This is a genomic window from Pseudomonas sp. S9 (genome assembly GCF_000222125.1).
In the GTDB taxonomy this organism is placed as follows: Bacteria; Pseudomonadota; Gammaproteobacteria; order Pseudomonadales; family Pseudomonadaceae; genus Aquipseudomonas; species Aquipseudomonas segetis.
Window position 1 is genome coordinate 174887 of record NZ_AFFX01000008.1, and the last position, 20209, is coordinate 195095.

Genomic DNA, 20209 nt, shown 5'->3' on the forward strand with positions numbered 1-20209 from the left:
GTTACCGGCTTCAGCCTGCTTGGCGCTCCACAAGACGCTGTGCTAGCTTGGCGCTTTACTAGGATGGCCAATTGATACTTGGCGCTAATCCAATAACAAGAGGACAACCCATGGCCGATGCAGCTGCCGCGCTGGAAATCCGCAACCTGCACAAGCGCTACGGCGACCTCGAAGTGCTCAAGGGCATTTCACTCACCGCCCACGATGGCGATGTGATCTCAATTCTTGGTTCTTCCGGCTCTGGCAAATCAACCTTCCTGCGCTGCATCAACCTGCTGGAAAACCCGCACCAGGGGCAAATTATCGTCTCCGGTGAAGAGCTCAAGCTCAAATCCGCAAAAAATGGCGAACTGGTTGCTGCCGATGGCAAGCAGATCAACCGCCTGCGCAGCGAAATCGGTTTTGTATTCCAGAATTTCAATTTGTGGCCGCACATGAGCGTGCTCGATAACATCATCGAAGCGCCGCGCCGCGTACTGGGTCAAAGCAAGGCCGAGGCGATTGAAACCGCCGAAGCATTGCTGGCAAAAGTGGGTATTGCCGACAAGCGCCACGTCTACCCCAACCAGCTTTCTGGCGGTCAGCAACAGCGTGCAGCCATTGCTCGCACACTGGCAATGCAGCCAAAAGTGATTCTTTTCGACGAACCTACTTCGGCGCTCGACCCGGAGATGGTACAAGAAGTGCTTAATGTGATCCGCGCACTCGCAGATGAAGGCCGCACCATGTTACTGGTCACCCACGAGATGAATTTTGCTCGTCAGGTTTCCAGTGAAGTGGTTTTCCTGCATCAGGGCCTGGTAGAAGAACAAGGAACGCCCGAGCAGGTGTTTAACAACCCTGACTCGGCGCGTTGCAAACAATTCATGTCAAGCAATCGCTAACACGGAGCAACATTGAATGCAGAACTACAAAAAAATCTTATTGGCTGGAGCCGCCACTCTGGCTTTTGGCACCAGCGCAGTCGCCGCTGACAAACTAAAACTCGGTACTGAAGGCGCTTACCCTCCCTTCAACCTGATTGACGCAAGCGGCAAAGTCGGCGGCTTCGACGTCGAAATCGGCCAGGCACTGTGCGCCAAGATGAAAACCGAATGCGAAGTCGTGACTTCCGACTGGGACGGCATCATCCCGGCCCTGAACGCCAAGAAGTTCGACTTCCTGATCGCATCCATGTCGATCACCGAAGAGCGTAAGCAAGCGGTCGACTTCACCGACCCGTACTACACCAACAAGCTGCAATTCATTGCACCAAAAGACAAAACCTTCACCACCGACAAAGCCAGCCTCAAGGGCAAGGTGATCGGTGCTCAGCGCGCAACCATCGCCGGCACCTGGCTGGAAGACAACATGCGCGATGTTGTCGACATCAAGCTGTACGACACCCAGGAAAACGCTTACCTGGACCTTGCCTCTGGCCGTCTTGATGGCGTACTGGCTGACACCTTCGTCAACTGGGAATGGCTCAAGAGCGATGCTGGCAAGAACTTCGAGTTCAAAGGCGACCCAGTATTCGACAACGACAAGATCGGTATTGCCGTGCGCAAGAACGACCCTCTGCGCGAGAAGCTCAACGCTGCTCTGAAAGAGATCGTCGCTGACGGCACCTACAAGAAGATCAACGACAAGTACTTCCCTTTCAGCATTTACTAAGCTGCTAGCTTTGCGCCGCCACTCACCTGGCGGCGCAAGCATCTGAGCCCCCATGAATTTTGACCTCTACGGATTCGGCCCCGCACTCGCTGCCGGTACCTTGATGACCATTAAGCTGGCGCTTTCTGCGCTGGTGTTGGGCCTGGTACTTGGACTGCTTGGCGCGCTGGCCAAAACATCGCCTTACAAGCCTGTGCAATGGTTGGGCGGTACTTATTCAACCATTGTGCGTGGCATACCCGAATTGCTTTGGGTGCTGCTGATTTACTTCGGCACCGTCAATATGATGCGCACCTTGGCCGACGTCCTTGGGCTTGAAAGCCTTGAACTCAGCCCTTTCGCTGCCGGTGTTATCGCCCTGGGCATTTGTTTTGGTGCCTATGCCACTGAAGTCTTTCGTGGCGCTATCCTGGCCATTCCCAAAGGCCACCGTGAAGCGGGCCAGGCGCTGGGCATGTCCAAGGCACGTATCTTCTGGCGCTTGATTCTGCCGCAAATGTGGCGCATCGCCCTGCCCGGCCTGGGCAACCTGTTTATGATCCTGATGAAAGACACAGCCCTGGTTTCGGTGATCGGCCTCAATGAAATCATGCGCCGCTCGCAAATCGCCGTCACCGCCAGCAAAGAACCCTTCACCTTCTTCCTGGTTGCAGCCTTTATCTATCTTGGCCTGACGATCATTGCCATGACAGGCATGTACTTCCTTGAGAAGCGCGCAGGTCGCGGGTTTAGCAGGAGCGCCGCATGAACTGGGAAGTGATCATCAAGTGGCTGCCACGCCTGGCAGAAGGCGCGGTACTGACCCTGGAACTGGTTGCAATCGCGGTCATTGCCGGGTTGATCCTGGCAATACCGATGGGCATCGCCCGCTCCTCAAAGAACCTGCTGGTCCGTGGCCTTCCCTACGGCTATATCTTTTTCTTTCGCGGTACACCGCTGCTGGTCCAGCTGTTCCTGGTCTATTACGGCCTGGCTCAATTCGATGCGGTGCGCAATGGTCCGTTCTGGCCTATCCTGCGCGACCCATTCTGGTGCGCCGTGATTACCATGACGTTGCACACCACCGCCTATATTGCCGAGATTCTGCGCGGTGCGATTCAGTCAGTCCCGCAGGGTGAAATCGAAGCAGCGCGAGCACTTGGCATGTCACGCAGCCAAGCCATGCTGCGCATTATCCTGCCACGCGCGGCCCGCATAGGCCTGCCCGCCTACAGCAACGAAGTCATCCTGATGCTCAAGGCCAGCGCCCTGGCCAGCACAGTGACCTTGCTCGAACTGACCGGCATGGCGCGCACCATCATCGCCAGAACCTACCTGCCCGTGGAGATATTCTTTGCAGCCGGCATGTTCTACCTGGTGATTGCCTACGTCCTCGTCCAGGCATTCAGGTTGCTTGAGCGTTGGCTACGGGGAGACGCCTGCCAAGGTCGCTAAAACACTGCAGGCCCCAACGGCCTGCAGCCTGACGAAGACACACCCATGCCAACCAAGGACCTAGCCGAGCACTTTGAGGCGCTAAACCGCTTCCTTGGCGATCACCAGGCGCTCTGGCGCCCGCGCCCATTCAGTGACCGGCCCATGGCCTGGGAGCACACCTACCCGCAATTGGCGAACTGGTTGAAATCGCGCAGCCTGGCCCAGGCCGAGCAGGCCCAGGCTGAACCGCACACGCTAGAAGCGCCTGAGCCCTTTGCGAGCCTGGCCGAGCAAGCCCGGGCACTGTGCCATATCGCCCCGCTGCCACAGGTTGACAGTCCTCGATGGCCTAATCGCCTGAGCACCGACATTCCTGGTCGTAAATGGCTGCAAATCCAGGCATTCGCCAGCAGCCTGAACTTTGACCAGCCAACACGGCACTGGCTCGACTGGTGCTCGGGCAAAGGCCACCTGGGACGATTGTTAGCCCGACAAGGCCAAGCCCTGAGCTGTTTGGAACATGATCCCGAGCTTGTGGATAAAGGTGCGCGGCTCAGTCTAAAACAGGGCATTAATGCCGAGCATATTGAACAGGATGTGCTGGCCCCAAACGCAATAGAACGACTCAAAAGCGAGCACACGGCAGTAGCATTGCACGCTTGTGGCGACCTGCACGTGCGGTTGATGAAACTGGCGAGCGAGGTCGGTTGCCAGCAACTGGCAATCGCGCCTTGCTGCTATAACCGGATCGGCTCCCGCCACTATCAACCGCTGTCCCAACCGGCCAAGGCAGCAGGGCTTGAACTGTCCATACAAGACCTCGGCTTGCCCTTGAGCGAAACGGTAACTGCCGGTGCTCGCGTGCAAAAGCAGCGCGATATTTCCATGGCCAGGCGCCTGGCCTTCGACTGTCTACAGCGCGAAATACGTGGGCTCGACGAATATTTGCCCACACCACCGCTTGCCTCAGCCTGGCTCAACAAACCCTTCGCCGAGTTCTGTACCGACCTCGCCAAGCTCAAAGATATTGCATCCCCGCCGGCCACCACCGACTGGGTAAAACTCGAAGCAAAAGGCTGGGAGTTACTGGCTCAGGTGCGCAATTTGGAGTTGCTGCGCAGTCTGTTTCGTCGACCGCTGGAAGTCTGGCTACTGCTTGACCGCGCCCTGTATTTACGCGAGCAAGGCTACGCCGTCCAGCTTGGTACCTTCTGCTCACGGGAGCTCACTCCGCGCAATCTGATGCTGGTCGCCGAGCGTATCGCTTTTGCCCGATAAAGCTGTGGATAACTTTGTTGATAGATTCTGCAAAAGTCGCCCCAAAGCCGCTGAAATCCACCTTGCAAAAAACCGACCCAGTTTGACCAATAGCGAATTAGTAACAAAAACATAAGCTTGCATAGCAATGTGATGGCAAGCACATTTACCCCATACCAATTGATTAAATACCTAGCCATTGTGCATAAGGATTTTGCTGCTCATAGCCAAGCGTACAAAAAAACGCGCCAAAAGCCCTTGTCAGCCAGAAACTTATCTATATAATGCGCCCCACAAATGCCGGTATAGCTCAGTTGGTAGAGCAACTGACTTGTAATCAGTAGGTCCCGAGTTCGACTCTTGGTGCCGGCACCATATACAGAAAGGCCCACAGTGATGTGGGCCTTTTTTGTGCCTGAAATCCGGGTTCGGGTAGGGATACGCCCTCCACATCTCGGTTGGCGAAATCGCGACAAGCGTCTTAGGGTGAATGCGCGGGGCAACATGCCTGGCTCAGGAGCACAACGCCAGCATGGGCAAGCGCACTCTTAATTGAGCCTGACCCAGAGCCAGGATCACCGTTTTACTACTTGCCATTACAACTAGCCGCAAGCTTCAGCGAAACTGACCCTTGACCCACTGGGTTCAGACGCCAGAGCAGGTGCCATGCGATGCAAAGATGCGGAAGCTAGCGCCAACAAGATTTCCAGGTTGAAACAGACCAATCCTCAAGTCTACGACGCATGGTTGCAATGGATGAATCTGATAAGACCACGCAAACTAGGCCTGCAGAACTGCGCTCGTCCAGCCCAGCAGGCATTTCCCAAGATTATTGCAGCGAACTACGATGACATCCAGAGCGCATAGCGCTAGCAAGCCAAGCTACGCCATCGGATATTTGCCAAGCGTAATCCAGCTTAACCCATTGCCTCGACCGAGCTTAGGGATCGAATGTATCTGACTTGCCCGCTCTGAGGATCGATCGCGCTTATTTGGATGCTATCAGGTGCCTCGCCCTCTTCCACCCATCGCATCAACGCCGTCATCCCTTCGGCAACATTGATGCCTGGCCCCTTTTCCAGGCTGGAATGATAATCCCCCGGAGACAGAAAGAAGCGTAGAAAGTCTTTCGTTGTATCTAAGCCTCCATTTTCCTGGACGAGCACCTTGTAATATTCGACAACTCCATCAGGGAAAATAGCGCCGTCAGCGGCGCCCTGGGTCAGAAGCAGCTTGTGAGACAGCGCTGAGAATGCGCTTAGATCTGTCTTGTTGGTGTCTATACGACTAGAGAACTCGCTGACACCTTTTTCGAAAAGATCGAGATATGTTTCCGTGTCCAGGGTTTTCCAATCCCAATTTGGGTCACGGAATATCCAGGTCTTAAAATAGGAAACGGCCATCACAAAAGGCTCTGGCTCCAAAACGCCATTGACCTCCTTAGTTGACGCAATGCCGAACTGCACAAGATTGTCCCCCCAACTTTCAGTTCCAGGGCGTAGGCCGAACCACAGCGACTTACCCACTCTATTGACGGGGCCGGTCCAGATCTTATTCATGACCTCTGCGTCACGTTCGGTAATGGGCCCTACATCTGTAACTGTACCGACGACTTTGTTCGCATCAAACTGAACTGGGTGCATAGGAGCCATGTGATGGTCGATGGAACCATCCAGCCAAGGAAAATCTTCCAAGACCGCCCTGCGAAATACACGGAGTTTCTCCGGAGGAAGCGGGTTTCCGCTTTCCTTCATCACCATGGCTGGCCACAAGTCGGCCGCGCAAAGTTTCGTCCAATTAATCGCAGGATCGGACGCCCAAATACCGTCAAAGTCCTCCGGATGCTGCTGTACTTGCGCCAGAGCGTCGCGCCCGCCTCCAGATGTTCCCTGGAAGTAGGAGTAAATCGGACTCTCTCCGTAAGCTGCCCCAATTACGGCCTTGGCGATCACCGCCATGTCATGCTTACTGCGATGCAGCCAGTTTTCAATCAAGGACCAGTCAAGTTGATTGGTCGCCTCGTCCAGCGGCCAATCTGCAAACCTGGGGTCATCGCCATAACCCGCATCGGTGGCAGCGGTCGCAAAGCCGTTTCGCAGCGCAATCGGCATCGTCATAATTCGCACTATCCCCTCGGGGTACGACCATTCGTGGTGCGATCGGTTGCCACCACCGCCGGTTCCCAAGAAGCGGCGGGGGGGGGGGAGTCATCGGCAGCCAGACTGTAAATGCCACTTGGTGACCTGCCGGGTCACGTTTCGTCAGCCGGACATCACAGAAATCAGGAAGGTTCGATATCAGCGGCGCAGGCGGAGTCCCATCTGTTGGCGGAAAATAAGCCGGTACCGGCGCCTGGTACTGTCCTGTCCGGTTAATTCGGACGGAGACAACCTCCACATCGAGATGAGCTACCGCAGCCTGAATATGTGAAAGCTCAAAAGATGCCTCGTTGGCTTCCAAAGTAACCGTGTTACCCACGTCAACCCACTGCGAAAAATCAGAAACTTTGAGTGCTATATCGGACATTCGGCTTTTCTCCATGCTGTTGCCTTTTGAAACTGACTCGAAACGGGCGTGATGCAAACAGGATAACGCCGGTATCTGGGATTTAGCTTTTAAGTCGCACCCAGTTCTGAAAGAAATGTACGCACATGCAGAACTGTCTGATCTACACCTGGGGTAGCTGCGATCACGGCCTTAAACCACCGCGCGCACCGGTAAGCGGCGCATGCTGTACGACTGTGCGGACAAGACTCCTTGTGACCGGATTACCAAGCTTTTTGGCAATATCTGTAGTAACAGGGTCGCCTTGTAGTGGCCTACTGATCCCGGAAACCATTCAGGACGAGAATGCTCGCCAGAGAGGTATGCCTGATGACCAAGCGACGTCGTTCCTGTACGCATTTACGCTGCTGGGCTGTTCCCTGGCCTGTTTTAACAAGCTCCAAGACAGATCTTGAAAGGAGTTCTATTTTTATAAAGCATTTAACTCACTGATGAAAAATAACACTTTCACCGAGGGGCGCTTTATTGATTCTGTACTGATTTCCAGGATGATCCCTGTCCGGGTAGCCCAAAGAAATACCAAACAGTAATTTTGACGACGGATCAATGCCCAATTCCTGGCGAATGGTTTCGGCATAAAATCCCAGCATCGTCTGCGGCACACCGCCTAAGCCATGAGCAGTGAGAGACAGCAGAAGTGTTTGGGCATACATTCCTATGTCACCAGCGACACGAACGTTATCACCCACTGACGGCATAAAAAGCAGCGCTACATGACGCGCACCGAAGAACTCCAGATTACGACGAGAGGCTTCGCGTCGCAGCTCACGGTCCTCACGTTTAACGCCGATGGCCTGATAATAAGCCCCACCTTGCTCCTTTGCGCGTTCACGGTAAACGCCATGGAAATCACTGGTATCAAAACTGAAATCTGGCGTCAGATGACCAGCGTCATCCGCCGCAAGAATGGCCTTACTCAGTGCGTCAAGTTTTGCTCCTGAAACAATATGCGTCTGCCACGGCTGAGTATTACAGTTGGAAGGTGCGCGCTGTGCATCTTCTAAAACTGAACGGAGGATGTCTTCTGGAACAGGTTGAGGGAGGAAATCGCGCACAGAATGGCGCTCACGCACGACATCACGGAACAGCGTTGATCTAGACATGGCTTACCTCTGGTAATTAGTGCCGCCTTAGTCCGAAAACACAAGTGCTCTGTATAAGCGGAGGGCGGAGGGTTAAACTTTTTAGTCACCCGATGATTCATTTTTGAATCGCGGATAGAAACATTCAGCCAAATTTTGCCCACTTGAAAAATGGAATAGAACCACCAAAAATCGAAGGCATGTTTCCAAATATGGAAAGAAAATGGATTACAACGCAGCACGACTGTTCATTTTGGTGGTGAATGCCGGAAGCTTTTCTGCAGCCAGTGACAGACTGGGTGTACCAATCTCCACCTTGAGTCGAAAAATTAATGAGCTTGAGCTAACCCTAAATGTGCAACTTCTGGAGCGATCACGGCTCGGGGTTAAACCCACTTATAAAGGGCAAAATTTTTTTGAGCAGGTGCGCCCCGCAATCGAGCTATTGGAAGACGCGCAAAAATCCGTCACCACAGCCCACACGCTACAGGGTAAATTGCGCCTGTCTATCCCACCTAATTTCTCCCTCTGGTGGGACTTGCTGATCGAATTTCAGCAGCGCTATCCGGATATCAAGGTATTTTGTCATTCCAGTGAACGAGTCGTTGACCTGTTTGAAGATGGCGTAGATGTGGCGCTTAGAGTGGGTGAACTGCATACAGATGATGTTATCGCTAAACCTCTTATGACTCTGGAAACGTTGTTTGTGGCGAGTCCCGAGTTTATAGCGCGCCACGGGACACCTGAGACACTGGCTGAAATGGCCCAGCTACCGATTATTGCCTGGGAGAAACTGAATCAAAGCAATTTTGAATGGGTCTCTGGTTCCGAAAAAATTAAATACGAGCCATTTTTTTCCACCAATAATTCACACGGCTTAATTCAATACGCACTAGGTGGTAAGGGTATTGTGCAACTGCTGAATTTCTCAGCCAGACCATGGCTGGAAAGCGGCAAGCTCATACAGCTTTTACCCGGTATAGCTACGCAGAACCTTCCACTACACCTTGTCTATGCCCGTTATAAACATCCTTCGGCGCTGGTGCGGGCGTATCTGGAATTTTGTACAGAGTGGGCGGAGAAACTGAGTTAAATGGCAGCAGCAACGTCTGCTTGTAGTGTTTGACCAATCCATGACCTGAGTGAAATAGCAGCCCTTAGGTATTCAACGCTGCTCGACTGTCGCTTTTTTAAATGGTGGCGCGCTCTTCAACGCTGAGTCCGGAATAGGACATGGGGGCAACGCCGTACCGGAAAGAGCAGGTTTTGCGGCCGCCCTACTCCAGGCCATCTCCAAGGAAGCTTTTAAACTAACGGAAACAAACCATTACTGAAGAGCTTATATGCTGACTCGTAGGATTTACCTATTCTAAATACCACATCATCCCTGTAAGTTGGGCCAACGACTTGAATGCCGGTTGGCACACTGTTTCGATCAAAACCAGATGGGAGATTAAGAACAGGGCATCGGCTGAGCATATTAAAGTAGTGAGCAAAACTCATATCGAACAGACCTGAATACATATTCCCGTTTATGGAAAGTGATTTTTTTGTAAAGTCCCAATCGGCTGGAATGCTTGCCATGGCGGTAGTTGGACATATCAAGGCATCGTAAGATTTAAATACTTCCCCCAAGGCTTGATACATTTCAAACTCAACCATTTTTGATTCAATAAAATCATCTATGGTTACCTTGCCTCCGTCATCAATAAACCGAGATATGTAGCTTGTGAGATTTGCCAACTGATCCTTGGCAAAGTTATTGTTAAGATTCAACCTCAGATTATTGCCAGCCAAAAAGTGTAAGTGAACCATTGCAGCCTCGTCACTTTTGGCTGTCCAGCCTAGATCAACCAGATCAACCTCAGCACCTAAAGATCGCAAACGCGATACAGCATCCAACGTATTTTTTTGCACATCGATATCAACATCTCTAAAACCAAAATCAATGGTATATGCGATCTTCATCCCTCGAATATCATCATAGCTATCTGGCAGTATCAATTTAGGGTAAATACTTGCTATATCGGATGAGTCTGGCCCGGCCATCACATTTTCAAGAAGAATTGTATCATCAACCGTTCTTGCCATAGGCCCCTGATGGGCATATGTATCCAAGTTGTAAAATGGTATTTCTGGCACCCTGCCATAGGGGGGTTTAAATCCAACTACGCCGCTCTGTGAGGCTGGAATTCGTATAGAACCACCAATATCACTCCCGATAGCGAGCGTTGTTGTACCTAGGGACAACGAAGCCCCAGCGCCACCCGAAGAGCCACCACTGGTAAACTCTTTGTTCCAGGGATTGCGTGTGACTCCAGAAACTTTATTCCATGTACATACATGAAGGCAGAATTCAGGCACTGACGTTCTAGCATGGACAATACCACCAGCATCAAGAGTACGCTTTACGACCACTGCGCTGGTCGTTGCAATATTATCCTTCATTAAAACAGAGCCGATGGTATTAGGCTTACCTTCGTGATCCAGCTCATCTTTGATTGCGACTGGGATGCCTTCTAAAGGGCGGGCAGTACCATTCTTATACCTAACTTCGGCATCCTTCGCCTGCTTGAGCGCATCGTCGAAAAATGTATGAGAGAAAGCTTTTACGTCGTCGTCATGCTTTTCTGCTTGCTCTATCACGGCTTTCATAACATCTACTGGTGAAAGTTCACCAGACTTATATTTTTGAATAGCGTCTGTCGCTGAAATATAACAAAGATTGTTTATCATTTTATCTCTCAATCGCTTTCGAGCATTACAACTAGGAACAGCCGCACAGCGCGCTGAAGTGCTGCTCACCTCGGGAGTTCAGACGCCTGGCTAAAGCCCCGATTTAACGGGGTGCCGGCGTCCGGTTTTATAGGGGTAACCAGCATTGCCTCAGCCCAAGGCTGATCCTGATTAACGGTCCAATTTTTTTGTGTTGTGATACAGGGTTTGCATAGCTACTCCTTTCAGATATCGGACGAAAGTTCAGGTAAAGCGCGTAACTGAGGCGTTCTGAGCACGTAAACAATCACGCCTGCAACTGCAGAGCAGATTGCACAGACCACGAATACGGGGGTAAGGCTGTCCTCGACAACAATGCTGGCGATTAGAGTCGGGGCAAGAGCTGCGGCTAAACATTGGACTACGCCCATGACCCTGACGTAGATCAGTTTTGGATCATTGGCGGCGATGTGAGCCATGTAGTAAGAAAGCGCGAGCATCCACCCTACGTTAATTACAAAAAGCAACGCCGTTAGCCCACTAACCGTGACAGTAGTAGCGGCCAGAACTACTGTCGGAAAAGCGATCATCATGCATCCGATCAGGATGAAAGGTTTCCTACCCCATCGATTACCAGCCAAGGCAGCGAATCCGGCCCCGGGCAGGCCTCCTAATAGACCGATACCAAATGCCCAACCGATGTCCACTTCGGATATTCCGTGGGCGACTCCAATGTTTCCCACGTATCCCCACATTGAGAATATGGCCATTTCCAGCAGCATCATTCCGACTAGGGCAACCCCGCCATCAAAATGCATACCGCCACCTGGTTTATCTGCAGATGAAGTCTTCTGTTTCAGGCTAAATAGATACCCACTTAAAAAAACGCCAGCAATGGTCACTGTTAGGAACCAGCCCCCAACGGAGTAAATTGCAATTTGAGAACTGTAATGCTCGGCTATTACTGGATAAACAATTGCGTATCCACAGAAGATTAATGTTTGCATCGCAAGCGTTACGCCATAGGATCGGTCCTGCCCTTTGAGCAACCCTAGGTAATAGATGGCTAGACTGTATGCCAGGCCAGCACCACAGCCGGCCATGAACCGTGACGCCAGGACTACTTGAAAGCCAGCAGCCTCAGCGGATAGGGAGTTGAATATAAGCGAGATTAATCCAGCACTAATGAATAACACCGAAGGTTTTATACGCCTGGCTAGTGAGGCGCAAAGTACAGTACCCACAAGCAAACCATATGATTCTGCGGATATTAACCAGCCCTGTTCGGCAAGGCCGAGATTTCGAATTGCAGCGAGCGAGCAAACAAACATCGGCAGAATACCGACGATAATTATTGAAATAGTTGCAATCCATATGAGCAGCAGGCGATCGCGATTTAAATTTTTTTCTTGATTATTGTGCATGGTACACCCGTGATGTCTTGGTGTTTAAAGAAATGGCCTGATCAGTATGTGTAAGCGACCCAAAACTCTAGAGCGCTAAAGGCCTCGTCACCCAATACTTGCTTCGCACCGGACAGCGGCTTTGCCCAGTTAAAAGAAACGAAGGAATAAATTGAAGACGTTGGTGTCCACTCAAGGTAGAGACCTGTCTCGTTGGCAAAATTCTTATTTGTCACAGGTGTACCGAAATAATTGTTTTCGGCTAATTCGAAATGATGGACTTGAGCGCCAACGGCAAATGCTTCGTTGAGCTTAATTCTTCCGCGAAACGTGTTGACCTTTGTATTGCTGTTGCTCAGCACATAATTTCCGATAACTTCACCGATCAACCACTGCCCCCAATCGGTGAACCCCTTAGAACCAGGATCAAAGCTTTTCCTGGTATTATCGGCGGGGTCATTATCGCCAGAAAAATATGCATAGCGATATCCTAGAGAAGGCTCTAATGGTGCTGCGAATGTATAGTCCAAGGACGCATACCAAGACTTGGCATCATATTTTATTCCGTCTCCATCACCTCGCTGTAATGCATACTCTGCGTTGTACGCTAGACCGGGAATACCGGATAATTGGCCTTTGAGCGCGCGAAGGTTATAAACATTTTGACCATCCCGCTGCATAGAAAAGGTTGATATCTCCGATTCCAAGGTATCGACGTTATAAAACATTGCCCCTAGCACGACACTTTCTAACTCCCAATCAACGTTCAGACCTTGCAGTCTAAAGTCACCGGTATGGTCGTCTGTGCGAAGAGAAAAAACTTGGGCACTGGCATTGCTACCTGTCCAACCGAGGACAGCAGAGTCCCGGTATGCAGTTCTGGGGGCACTGAAATAAGCGGCGTCACCAAACGCATCAATGTTTCCGTCACCGATAAGGAACATATTCCCTACTGCAAAATCTTGATTGCCTACGGTGAGTTTCCAGTCTCCGAACTGCACGCCTGCATATAGTTCTTCTAAAGCGGTATTTTTTGCGCCATCGCGGGTATAGCCACCTGGGTCAGATCCGCCCTGTGTGGTCGCCGCCACGACGGATCCTCCAGCCAATAGAGTGACGTCTGGGTTTAGGGTGTACTCGATAGTGGCACCTGGCTTTACCGAATACTCTTGCCAGGTATGACTTTGCCCCGTGGATTTTCCTGACCGGGCATCAAATGCCCCTAGGCCAAAATTGGCATTCCTTGAGGAAACAGAGGCGGCCAGCGCGCTTAGGCTGAAATCAGCTTTGAAATCGCCGTTTTCGATGGGATAGCCGGCTGAAGCGGCTCCAGAAAGCGTTAGACCAAGACCATACGACAGGTAAACGAACCCGCCAGTACTAAAGAACCTACGCATTTTTAGCTCCTGTGTATTTTATTTTTTATAAACAGAGCAGAGAAAAAGATCCGAGATTAGAGATCGTCCTGATCTCATATCGACTCGGTAAAGCGGTTTGTAATGGCGCTTGAAGCATTCCAGAGCTGTGAGACACGCAGGCCCACGCTAGGCTCACCCCTTTCCACATCAGGGGGCCATGGGTAATTTTTGCCATTAAAAAATATTTTTGTAAAGAAAATATTTTGAATGAAAAAATAGACCCTTAAGACTGCCGAAATCGAACCAGAGGACTTGCCATGACGGGATTGAGAGCGCGGCAGAAGGCACAGCGTCGTCAAGAAATTGCTGACTCTGCGCTAGCCGTTTTCAGTGAGCTGGGGTTTTCAGCTGCGACGCTTGATCAAATAGCCACCCGGGCCGGAGTGTCCTCCCCCACCGTAGTGAACTACTTTGGTGGTAAGCAGGAAATCTTGCTGGAGCTTCTGAGGGCGCCGGACACCGCCGCAATTGAACGCATCCGTTATCGGGCTGAAAGGGCCAGTAGTTTGGTTAACGCTCTATGCGAGATTGATACAGAAGTCGCGATGCTCCAGCTGGAAGCCTTCCCTCCCAAGCTATGGGCTGAAATCGCGCCAGCTCTTATCGCTGGAGACCTGCAGGATATTTTCAAACGCTGGAATGACGGTGTAGTTTTTGAACTCAAGCAGATTCTGCATAGCTACCAGCGCATCGGCATGCTCAAATTATCGGTCAGTGTCGACGCCACTGCGTGCATCGTTAGCGATCTGAGTAATATGGCGTTCGTACGGGTTGTTACCCAGCCTCAGCCTGATCTGCATAATCATGCTATCCAAATGCGCAAGACATTCGACGTTCTTTGCGCTGGAATTGAAACCACAGGTGAATCCGACTTATTACGGCCCCCCGCTGAAGTTAGTCAGAAATAGCCCTTATTTCTGACTAACTTCAGCGCTCATTGATTTTTGAAAACGGCTAAACGATCTCAAATACCCGCCCTTCGTTTTCCCAATATTTTTGCCACTGCGCAGTGGCTGTTTCCTGCATTACAGGGGCACCTCTCCTGCGATGGTCAGTAAAGGCCGGAGGGTCAATCAATGCGGAAAACCCTTGGCGGGCGCTGTCCGACAGCATTGGTGTTGGCGTGCACTTTGCTGCCCCTTACCAGAGGCCACTCGCCAGTTATAAGCCAGCCTTTCTATGCTGGCAGGGAAATAGTGGTCACGCTGGCTGTATCTATTCGGGTTTGAAAGACGGATCACTATTGCCCGCTCTAGATGTTGAACATCAGGTTTCGTGGGTCGCCGAAGCTATTGCTCCCATCTACGGCGGCGAAGCCTGGAAGATAGTAGCGCTTGTCGAACAGGTTGTTGGCATTGACGGCCAGATCGACTTCGCCGCTCAAACGATCACCTACGCGGGCATTCCAGACGGTGAAGCCGGGTACGTCGAACTCCCGGGCCTTGCGAGGTGAAGCCGCCGCCGAGGCTGACGTGGTCCTATTGACCTTCTAGGCGGTAGTCAGCCCACATGCGCAGCATGTGTTTGGGCGTCCACTGGCCGTGAGATTAATATCCACTGAACTGCCGGCATTGAGGTTGAACAGGCTGCCATCGTCGAGATCGTAACGCTTTCGTTCGCCCGTGCCCGTACTCAAGTCGACGAACATTGTCTGGCCAGGTCGAGTGCGCCCCAACAGTCACAATCCGCTGCCAAACAAGCCGAAGCTTGTCAAACCACGCAGTACCTTTCGCCGCGATACGGCAGGTTGCAGCAAGACCTCACGCGCCAAGACCGGAGTACGTCACTCGAAACTGCCCAAGGTTTCATAGTGACCACCAAGCCCTTGATGCAGATGCCCCCATGCGGCGACCGATTTCCTGGTAGCTGAAACCATCAAGATGACTGAGGAGAAAGGCTTTTTCACCGCATGGGGCAGGCCAGCAAGTGAGCGATCGGTTGCGCTCAATGCCTCGACCAGCAAGGCGAGTTTTTCCGGTGAAGGGGCCAAGGCTTCAGGTCATGCAGATAGCCGCTCAAGATAGCGCCGGCGATAGCGATCGGAAATCAGCCGACGAGCGATAGTCGGTAGATTGGCCCGCGGCTGTTCTATGCCGTCCGGATCAACGCTAGATACCAATATCTGGCAGAAGGTCGCTGAAGAAGAATCCCAGCTTGCTGGTCGTGAAGTGGGACACTGCCGGCCCCTGCAAATTTTAATTATTCGCATTTTGCTGTTCGAGTACTCCAGCTTACAAGTTTATAAACTCGCGACACTGTTTTCTCTGCTTGCGCACCATTGCCAGTTGGCAGGCATAGCGCGCCCTGACCCGCCAAGGCAACTGCGTTGTATTCGCTCCACGACCAAGCTAAACCAGTGCGCATTAATCACCTTTTGAACTAGGCTATGTAACTCGTCGTTATGCACTCAATAACCCGCAGTTGATTGTCATCGCCCGGCCCTCGACTGCATCAGGAGGGAGGTTGTGTCATGTCTCGACCACTGCCAAAGGTTGTGTCCCAGCAAGACTGGCAAGCAGCGCTCGACCAGCTGCTTGTAAAAGAAAAAGAGCTCACCCGCGCCCGCGATGCCCTGAATGCCGAGCGCAGAAAGCTGCCAATGGTAAAAGTTGAACAGCACTACTCGTTTGAAGGACCGAAGGGAACCGCATCCCTGCTCGATCTATTCCAAGGACGGCGCCAGCTCATTGTCTATCACTTCATGTTTGGCCCCGATTGGAATGCCGGGTGTGACGGCTGTTCATGGGTTGCGGATGCGATGACTCACCCGGCCCACCTGCTTGCCCGTGATACATCATTGGTGATGGTTTCTCGTGCGCCCCTGGAAAAGCTCGAAAAGTATAGAACCCGCATGGGCTGGTCCGATGCTATCCCTTGGTATTCGTCATACCGGAGCGAGTTCAACTACAACTTCGGCGCCACCACCCAGGCAGGTGAAAAGCATGGTGCCAGCGTATTTATCCGTGACGGCGACACTGTTTATCGAACCTATTACACGGGCGCACGCGGTGTTGAATACCTTGGCACGCACTGGAGCTACCTGGATTTGACTCCTTATGGGCGTCAGGAGAACTGGGAGCAGTCCCCGCCAGGCTGGCCGCAGACCGAACCCTATGGCTGGAATCGGCGCCACGACGAATACGAGCTGTAATAGCCGATCACGCAAAATGGAAAGCGTGCTTTATATGCAACACAGGCCAGGCTAATGTAAAGCACCCTTTCCACAGAGCAAACGGCATGACCAAGTACTATTACGAACTCGGTGGCGCAATCGCCCTCTACATGCTGGTTCTGGCAGTATCGCTCCTGTTACTTAGCCAGTACCAGGACGCCCCGTTGGCGTTACGCATATTGATCACCATGGCGCCGATGATTCCGGCTGGCTTGCTCTGCTGGGCTATTGTTCGACAACTGCATCGCCTTGATGAAATGCAGCTGCGCATTCAGTTTGAGGCGCTCGGTTTTGCATTCGCAGTGTCAGCTTTACTGACCTTCAGCTATGGCTTCCTGGAAAATGTAGGCGCCCCTCACCTGTCATGGCTTTGCGTGTGGCCGTTAATGGGGGCGACTTGGATAATTGGACTGATGATCGCCAAGCGCCGCTATCAATGAAAAACAGACTCAGGGCGCTTCGCGCCGAACGCAAATGGTCTCAGCAAGATCTGGCCTCAATGCTGGGCGTCTCGCGCCAGACAATCAATGCGATTGAAAACGGTCGATATGATCCCAGCTTGCCGTTGGCATTCCAGATTGGACGGGTTTTCCAGCAACCCATCGAAAGCATTTTCGATGATGAAGCGCCAACGTCTTGCTGAGTTGACTCGGACCAGATGGCCTCCCCACAACCACCGCCCAGCTCTAGACAGGGCCAAGCGGTGCGAGGATGCCATCTCAAATCTTGAATTGCTTGGTCAGTTGGTTCAGGCCCGTCGCCAGGGTCGATAGTTCGGCCGTTGCCAGCGCTGTCTGGCTGGCGCCCTCGGATGTCTCCCCGGAGAAATCACGAATACTGACCAGGTTCCGATCAACTTCACGGGCGACCTGAGCCTGTTCTTCCGCCGCCGTCGCTATCATAAAGTTGCGTTCGTTTATCTGAGTCAGGGATTCAGTGATATCAACAAGGGCCCTGCCTGCGCTATGCGCCATTTCAAGGGTTTTCTGAGCCTGGGCATTGGTTTGCGACATGGACAACACGGCATTTGAGGTTCCGGTCTGGATCGAACTCACCATCTGCTCGATTTCATGGGTCGATTGCTGGGTCCGGTGTGCAAGCGCCCTGACTTCATCTGCGACGACGGCAAAACCTCGACCGGCCTCGCCAGCTCTTGCCGCCTCAATCGCAGCATTCAGCGCCAGTAGATTGGTTTGCTCGGCAATGGCCCGTATCACATCCAGCACCTTGCTGATGTCGGTCGCCATCACCACCAGTGACTGCACCTCGCTGGAAGTTGCCTCGACATTGGAGACTACGAGGTTGATCGCACTAACCGTTTCATCGACCTGAGCCTTGCCCGCTGCAGCCGCATCACTCGATTGCGAAGTCATCTGCGATGTCGAGGACGCATTACTGGCAACTTCCTCGACAGCAGCACTCATCTCATTCACGGCGGTCGCTGCCATTTCAATTTCATGGCCTTGGCGTTGAATTGTCTGTGCAGCTCCTTCGGTGACTGCATGCATTTCCTCCGAGGTTGCTGCCAATTGGGTTGATGAGTCGCTAATCGTTGCCAGGGCCTCACGCAGCTTGGCCTGCATGGTGGCTAATGCTGCAATCAAACGCGCCGGTTCATCCGAGCCATCAACGGTGATCTGCTGGCTCAAATCATTGGCGGCAATACGTTCAGCGATTACCAAAGAGTAACCGATGGGCACCGTTAGGCTGCGGGTGTAGAGCAAGGCGAGAATCACAGTAGCGGCAAAACCAATGGCGATCGAGACCCAAACCATTATCTGGGCTTGCAGGTAAATGACATCGGCCTCGATACCTGCCTGCCTCGCCTTTTCTTGATTGACCTTGGTCAACCCATCCAGGGCAGACTGGACCTTCTGCGCGGCCTGCCGCATCTCGCTGCTTGATAGGTCGACAGCAGCCTCAAGCTGCCCAGCCTCGATTGTCGCCAAGTATCTATCTTGCACAACTGTGTAGGCGTCGCGTGTTTTGACAAACGCATCATATGCTTCGCGCCCGTCCGCAGTGGTCACGAATGGCAGTAGCGACTTCATAAGACCGCTTATCCGCACTCTGGCTTGCTTGATGTCATTGAGCGCCTTGGTGGTACGTGCTTTAGGTTCGATAGGGTTGCGCAGGCGAGCATTATTGGCTCGAATCCTCGCGAACTCTTCACCCACCTCGCCGACGGTTTTGATACTGCCCAGGACGTTGACCTCAACGTACGTTTCAAAGTCGTTAAGCTTGTTTGCCTGGTATAAGGACAGCAGTCCAATCGCCACGATAATCAGACAAAAAAAGCCAAAGCAAATAACCGAACGGGGAGCCAATTTCAGTCTTCGTAAAATCATCACAGTACCCTCCTTGGTTGGTAACCAACCTATCGTTACCCCCGGAGAAAAACTTTACTTAGATAACAACGAAGCCACTGACTGCTAGGCAAAAGTTCTGCATGATCGAATATCCAGGCCTCAGGAAGGCCCTCGGATTATTCGCTATCCAGCTTCATTAACGGCTCCTGGACATCGAGCGCTTGCGGTATTGGCTGCTTAACTGCTGGGCCAGTTCGATGAAATGGGTGATCGGCGGCGATTGATTAAAACTGCGGCACAGCAATGTGACAGGCGCGGTCAATCGAGGCTTGGCATCGCGTATACGACAATAGACGACGCTCCCCTCATGAAAGCCCTGCATGGAAGCCGGCACCACCGAGATGCCTGCACCCGCAGCCACCAAACTGACGTTGGTCAACATGCGTTCAACCTCAAAGGCAATCGTCGGTTCAAAACCGGCGTTGCGGCAAGCCTGCACGAGGTTGGCATACATGCCGGGTGCTCCAGGGCGACGAACTAGGATAAAGCGCTCATCCACCAGATCGGCCAACGACACACTCATTTCAATGGCGGACGATTGCCCTTTGAGCAACGAGTGACCTGAAGGCAGGACCAGCAATAATTCTTCATTCAACAAGTGCTGGTACTGAGAAGCCTTGGGGTGCGCGACAGGCGCGCGAAGAATGCCGATGTCGGTACGCTCGGCCATGACGTTTTCGGTCAGCTCGCTGGCATTGCCCTCATGCAAACTGATATCCACCCCTGCATAGCGCTCACGATAGTTGCGAATAATCTGCGGAATCAGCGGGTGTGAAGCTGCCGAACTGGTGAAGCCGACGCTCAATGTGCCTTCTATGCCCTGAGCGGCTCGCGCCGCCTTGAGTGAACCGAGTTCGACCCTACGCAGAATATCCTTGGCCTCGCCCAGGAACACCTTGCCACCCGCAGTCAGCACCACACCCTTGGGGTGGCGTACAAAGAGATCAAAACCAAGTTCCTGCTCCAATGCACGAACCTGTTGACTCAAGGGTGGCTGCTGCATGTTGAGCCGGGCAGCGGCACGGGTGAAATGTTGCTCCTCGGCGACCATGACGAAGTAACGAAGATGACGCAATTCCATGATCAGTTCACCATGTGTCGAATGAGTAACTGCGCTGCACGATACCGAATCCACGAGTGATGGGATAGGATGTCAGGC

Annotated in this window: 19 protein-coding genes and 1 tRNA gene; 12 read left to right on the plus strand and 8 right to left on the minus strand. The window is 52.4% G+C overall.

Going from position 1 to position 20209, the window contains the following annotated elements:
* Positions 1–110: 110 nt before the first annotated feature.
* From PSES9_RS0116080 to PSES9_RS0116105, 6 genes are all read left to right on the plus strand, one after another.
* Complete coding sequence (locus tag PSES9_RS0116080) at positions 111–884, plus strand: ABC transporter ATP-binding protein (protein ID WP_010488637.1); 774 nt, start codon at positions 111–113, stop codon at positions 882–884.
* A gap of 16 nt (positions 885–900) precedes the next feature.
* Positions 901–1653 (plus strand): ABC transporter substrate-binding protein, encoded by a 753-nt coding sequence (locus tag PSES9_RS0116085; protein ID WP_010488638.1) that lies wholly within the window; start codon positions 901–903, stop codon positions 1651–1653.
* 52 nt (positions 1654–1705) lie between these two features.
* The gene (locus PSES9_RS0116090) at positions 1706–2401 is read left to right on the plus strand and encodes an ABC transporter permease (protein WP_010488641.1); all 696 of its coding nucleotides are present in this window, start codon (positions 1706–1708) and stop codon (positions 2399–2401) included.
* Positions 2398–3087: an ABC transporter permease gene (locus PSES9_RS0116095; protein WP_010488643.1), complete on the plus strand. Its 690-nt coding sequence runs from the start codon at positions 2398–2400 to the stop codon at positions 3085–3087. The genes PSES9_RS0116090 and PSES9_RS0116095 overlap by 4 nt, the downstream gene beginning before the upstream one ends.
* A 45-nt stretch (positions 3088–3132) precedes the next feature.
* The gene (locus PSES9_RS0116100) at positions 3133–4347 is read left to right on the plus strand and encodes a methyltransferase (RefSeq protein ID WP_010488645.1); all 1215 of its coding nucleotides are present in this window, start codon (positions 3133–3135) and stop codon (positions 4345–4347) included.
* Positions 4348–4625: 278 nt separating this feature from the next.
* A tRNA-Thr gene (locus PSES9_RS0116105) sits at positions 4626–4701 on the plus strand.
* A 542-nt stretch (positions 4702–5243) separates the two neighbouring features.
* Here the strand turns inward: PSES9_RS0116105 and PSES9_RS0116115 are convergent.
* Together PSES9_RS0116115 and PSES9_RS0116120 are read right to left on the minus strand one after the other, a co-directional pair.
* Entirely contained in the window at positions 5244–6512 is a 1269-nt protein-coding gene (locus tag PSES9_RS0116115; RefSeq protein WP_083840283.1) for a tannase/feruloyl esterase family alpha/beta hydrolase, read from the minus strand.
* A gap of 804 nt (positions 6513–7316) precedes the next feature.
* Positions 7317–7994, minus strand: a complete 678-nt coding sequence (locus PSES9_RS0116120) for a nitroreductase (RefSeq protein ID WP_029529593.1) — start codon at positions 7992–7994, stop codon at positions 7317–7319.
* Positions 7995–8196: 202 nt separating this feature from the next.
* Here PSES9_RS0116120 and PSES9_RS0116125 point away from each other — a divergent pair, with 202 nt between their 5' ends.
* Entirely contained in the window at positions 8197–9066 is an 870-nt protein-coding gene (locus PSES9_RS0116125; protein ID WP_010488655.1) for a LysR family transcriptional regulator, read from the plus strand.
* Positions 9067–9278: 212 nt separating this feature from the next.
* Here PSES9_RS0116125 and PSES9_RS0116130 read toward each other — a convergent pair whose 3' ends face one another.
* The 3 genes from PSES9_RS0116130 to PSES9_RS0116140 all read right to left on the minus strand — a co-directional run bounded on the left by PSES9_RS0116130 (position 9279) and on the right by PSES9_RS0116140 (position 13488).
* On the minus strand, positions 9279–10709 hold the full coding sequence (locus PSES9_RS0116130) for an amidase (RefSeq protein WP_010488657.1): 1431 nt from the start codon (positions 10707–10709) through the stop codon (positions 9279–9281).
* 224 nt (positions 10710–10933) lie between these two features.
* A complete protein-coding gene (locus tag PSES9_RS0116135) occupies positions 10934–12112 on the minus strand; it encodes an MFS transporter (RefSeq protein WP_010488660.1) in 1179 nt (392 codons plus the stop codon).
* 41 nt (positions 12113–12153) lie between these two features.
* Complete coding sequence (locus PSES9_RS0116140) at positions 12154–13488, minus strand: alginate export family protein (RefSeq protein WP_010488662.1); 1335 nt, start codon at positions 13486–13488, stop codon at positions 12154–12156.
* Between the two features lie 278 nt (positions 13489–13766).
* On the opposite strand from PSES9_RS0116140, the gene PSES9_RS23785 reads away from it, so the two are divergent.
* Both PSES9_RS23785 and PSES9_RS25580 read left to right on the plus strand, forming a co-directional pair.
* The gene (locus PSES9_RS23785; protein WP_010488665.1) at positions 13767–14417 is read left to right on the plus strand and encodes a TetR/AcrR family transcriptional regulator; all 651 of its coding nucleotides are present in this window, start codon (positions 13767–13769) and stop codon (positions 14415–14417) included.
* A 335-nt stretch (positions 14418–14752) separates the two neighbouring features.
* Positions 14753–14962: a hypothetical protein gene (locus PSES9_RS25580; protein WP_338000646.1), complete on the plus strand. Its 210-nt coding sequence runs from the start codon at positions 14753–14755 to the stop codon at positions 14960–14962.
* 352 nt (positions 14963–15314) lie between these two features.
* On the opposite strand, the gene PSES9_RS25585 is transcribed toward PSES9_RS25580, so the two are convergent.
* Positions 15315–15458, minus strand: a complete 144-nt coding sequence (locus tag PSES9_RS25585; protein ID WP_443216058.1) for a sigma factor-like helix-turn-helix DNA-binding protein — start codon at positions 15456–15458, stop codon at positions 15315–15317.
* 521 nt (positions 15459–15979) lie between these two features.
* On the opposite strand from PSES9_RS25585, the gene PSES9_RS0116160 reads away from it, so the two are divergent.
* From PSES9_RS0116160 to PSES9_RS0116170, 3 genes are all read left to right on the plus strand, one after another.
* Positions 15980–16660: a DUF899 domain-containing protein gene (locus PSES9_RS0116160; protein ID WP_010488668.1), complete on the plus strand. Its 681-nt coding sequence runs from the start codon at positions 15980–15982 to the stop codon at positions 16658–16660.
* Between the two features lie 86 nt (positions 16661–16746).
* The gene (locus PSES9_RS0116165; protein WP_010488670.1) at positions 16747–17121 is read left to right on the plus strand and encodes a hypothetical protein; all 375 of its coding nucleotides are present in this window, start codon (positions 16747–16749) and stop codon (positions 17119–17121) included.
* Positions 17118–17324, plus strand: coding sequence for a helix-turn-helix transcriptional regulator (locus tag PSES9_RS0116170; RefSeq protein ID WP_010488672.1), 207 nt, complete (start codon positions 17118–17120; stop codon positions 17322–17324). Before PSES9_RS0116165 ends, PSES9_RS0116170 begins: the two co-directional genes overlap by 4 nt.
* 76 nt (positions 17325–17400) lie before the next feature.
* On the opposite strand, the gene PSES9_RS0116175 is transcribed toward PSES9_RS0116170, so the two are convergent.
* Both PSES9_RS0116175 and PSES9_RS0116180 read right to left on the minus strand, forming a co-directional pair.
* Positions 17401–19029, minus strand: coding sequence for a methyl-accepting chemotaxis protein (locus PSES9_RS0116175; RefSeq protein ID WP_010488674.1), 1629 nt, complete (start codon positions 19027–19029; stop codon positions 17401–17403).
* Positions 19030–19186: 157 nt separating this feature from the next.
* On the minus strand, positions 19187–20131 hold the full coding sequence (locus tag PSES9_RS0116180; protein WP_010488677.1) for a LysR substrate-binding domain-containing protein: 945 nt from the start codon (positions 20129–20131) through the stop codon (positions 19187–19189).
* Positions 20132–20209 lie beyond the last annotated feature (78 nt).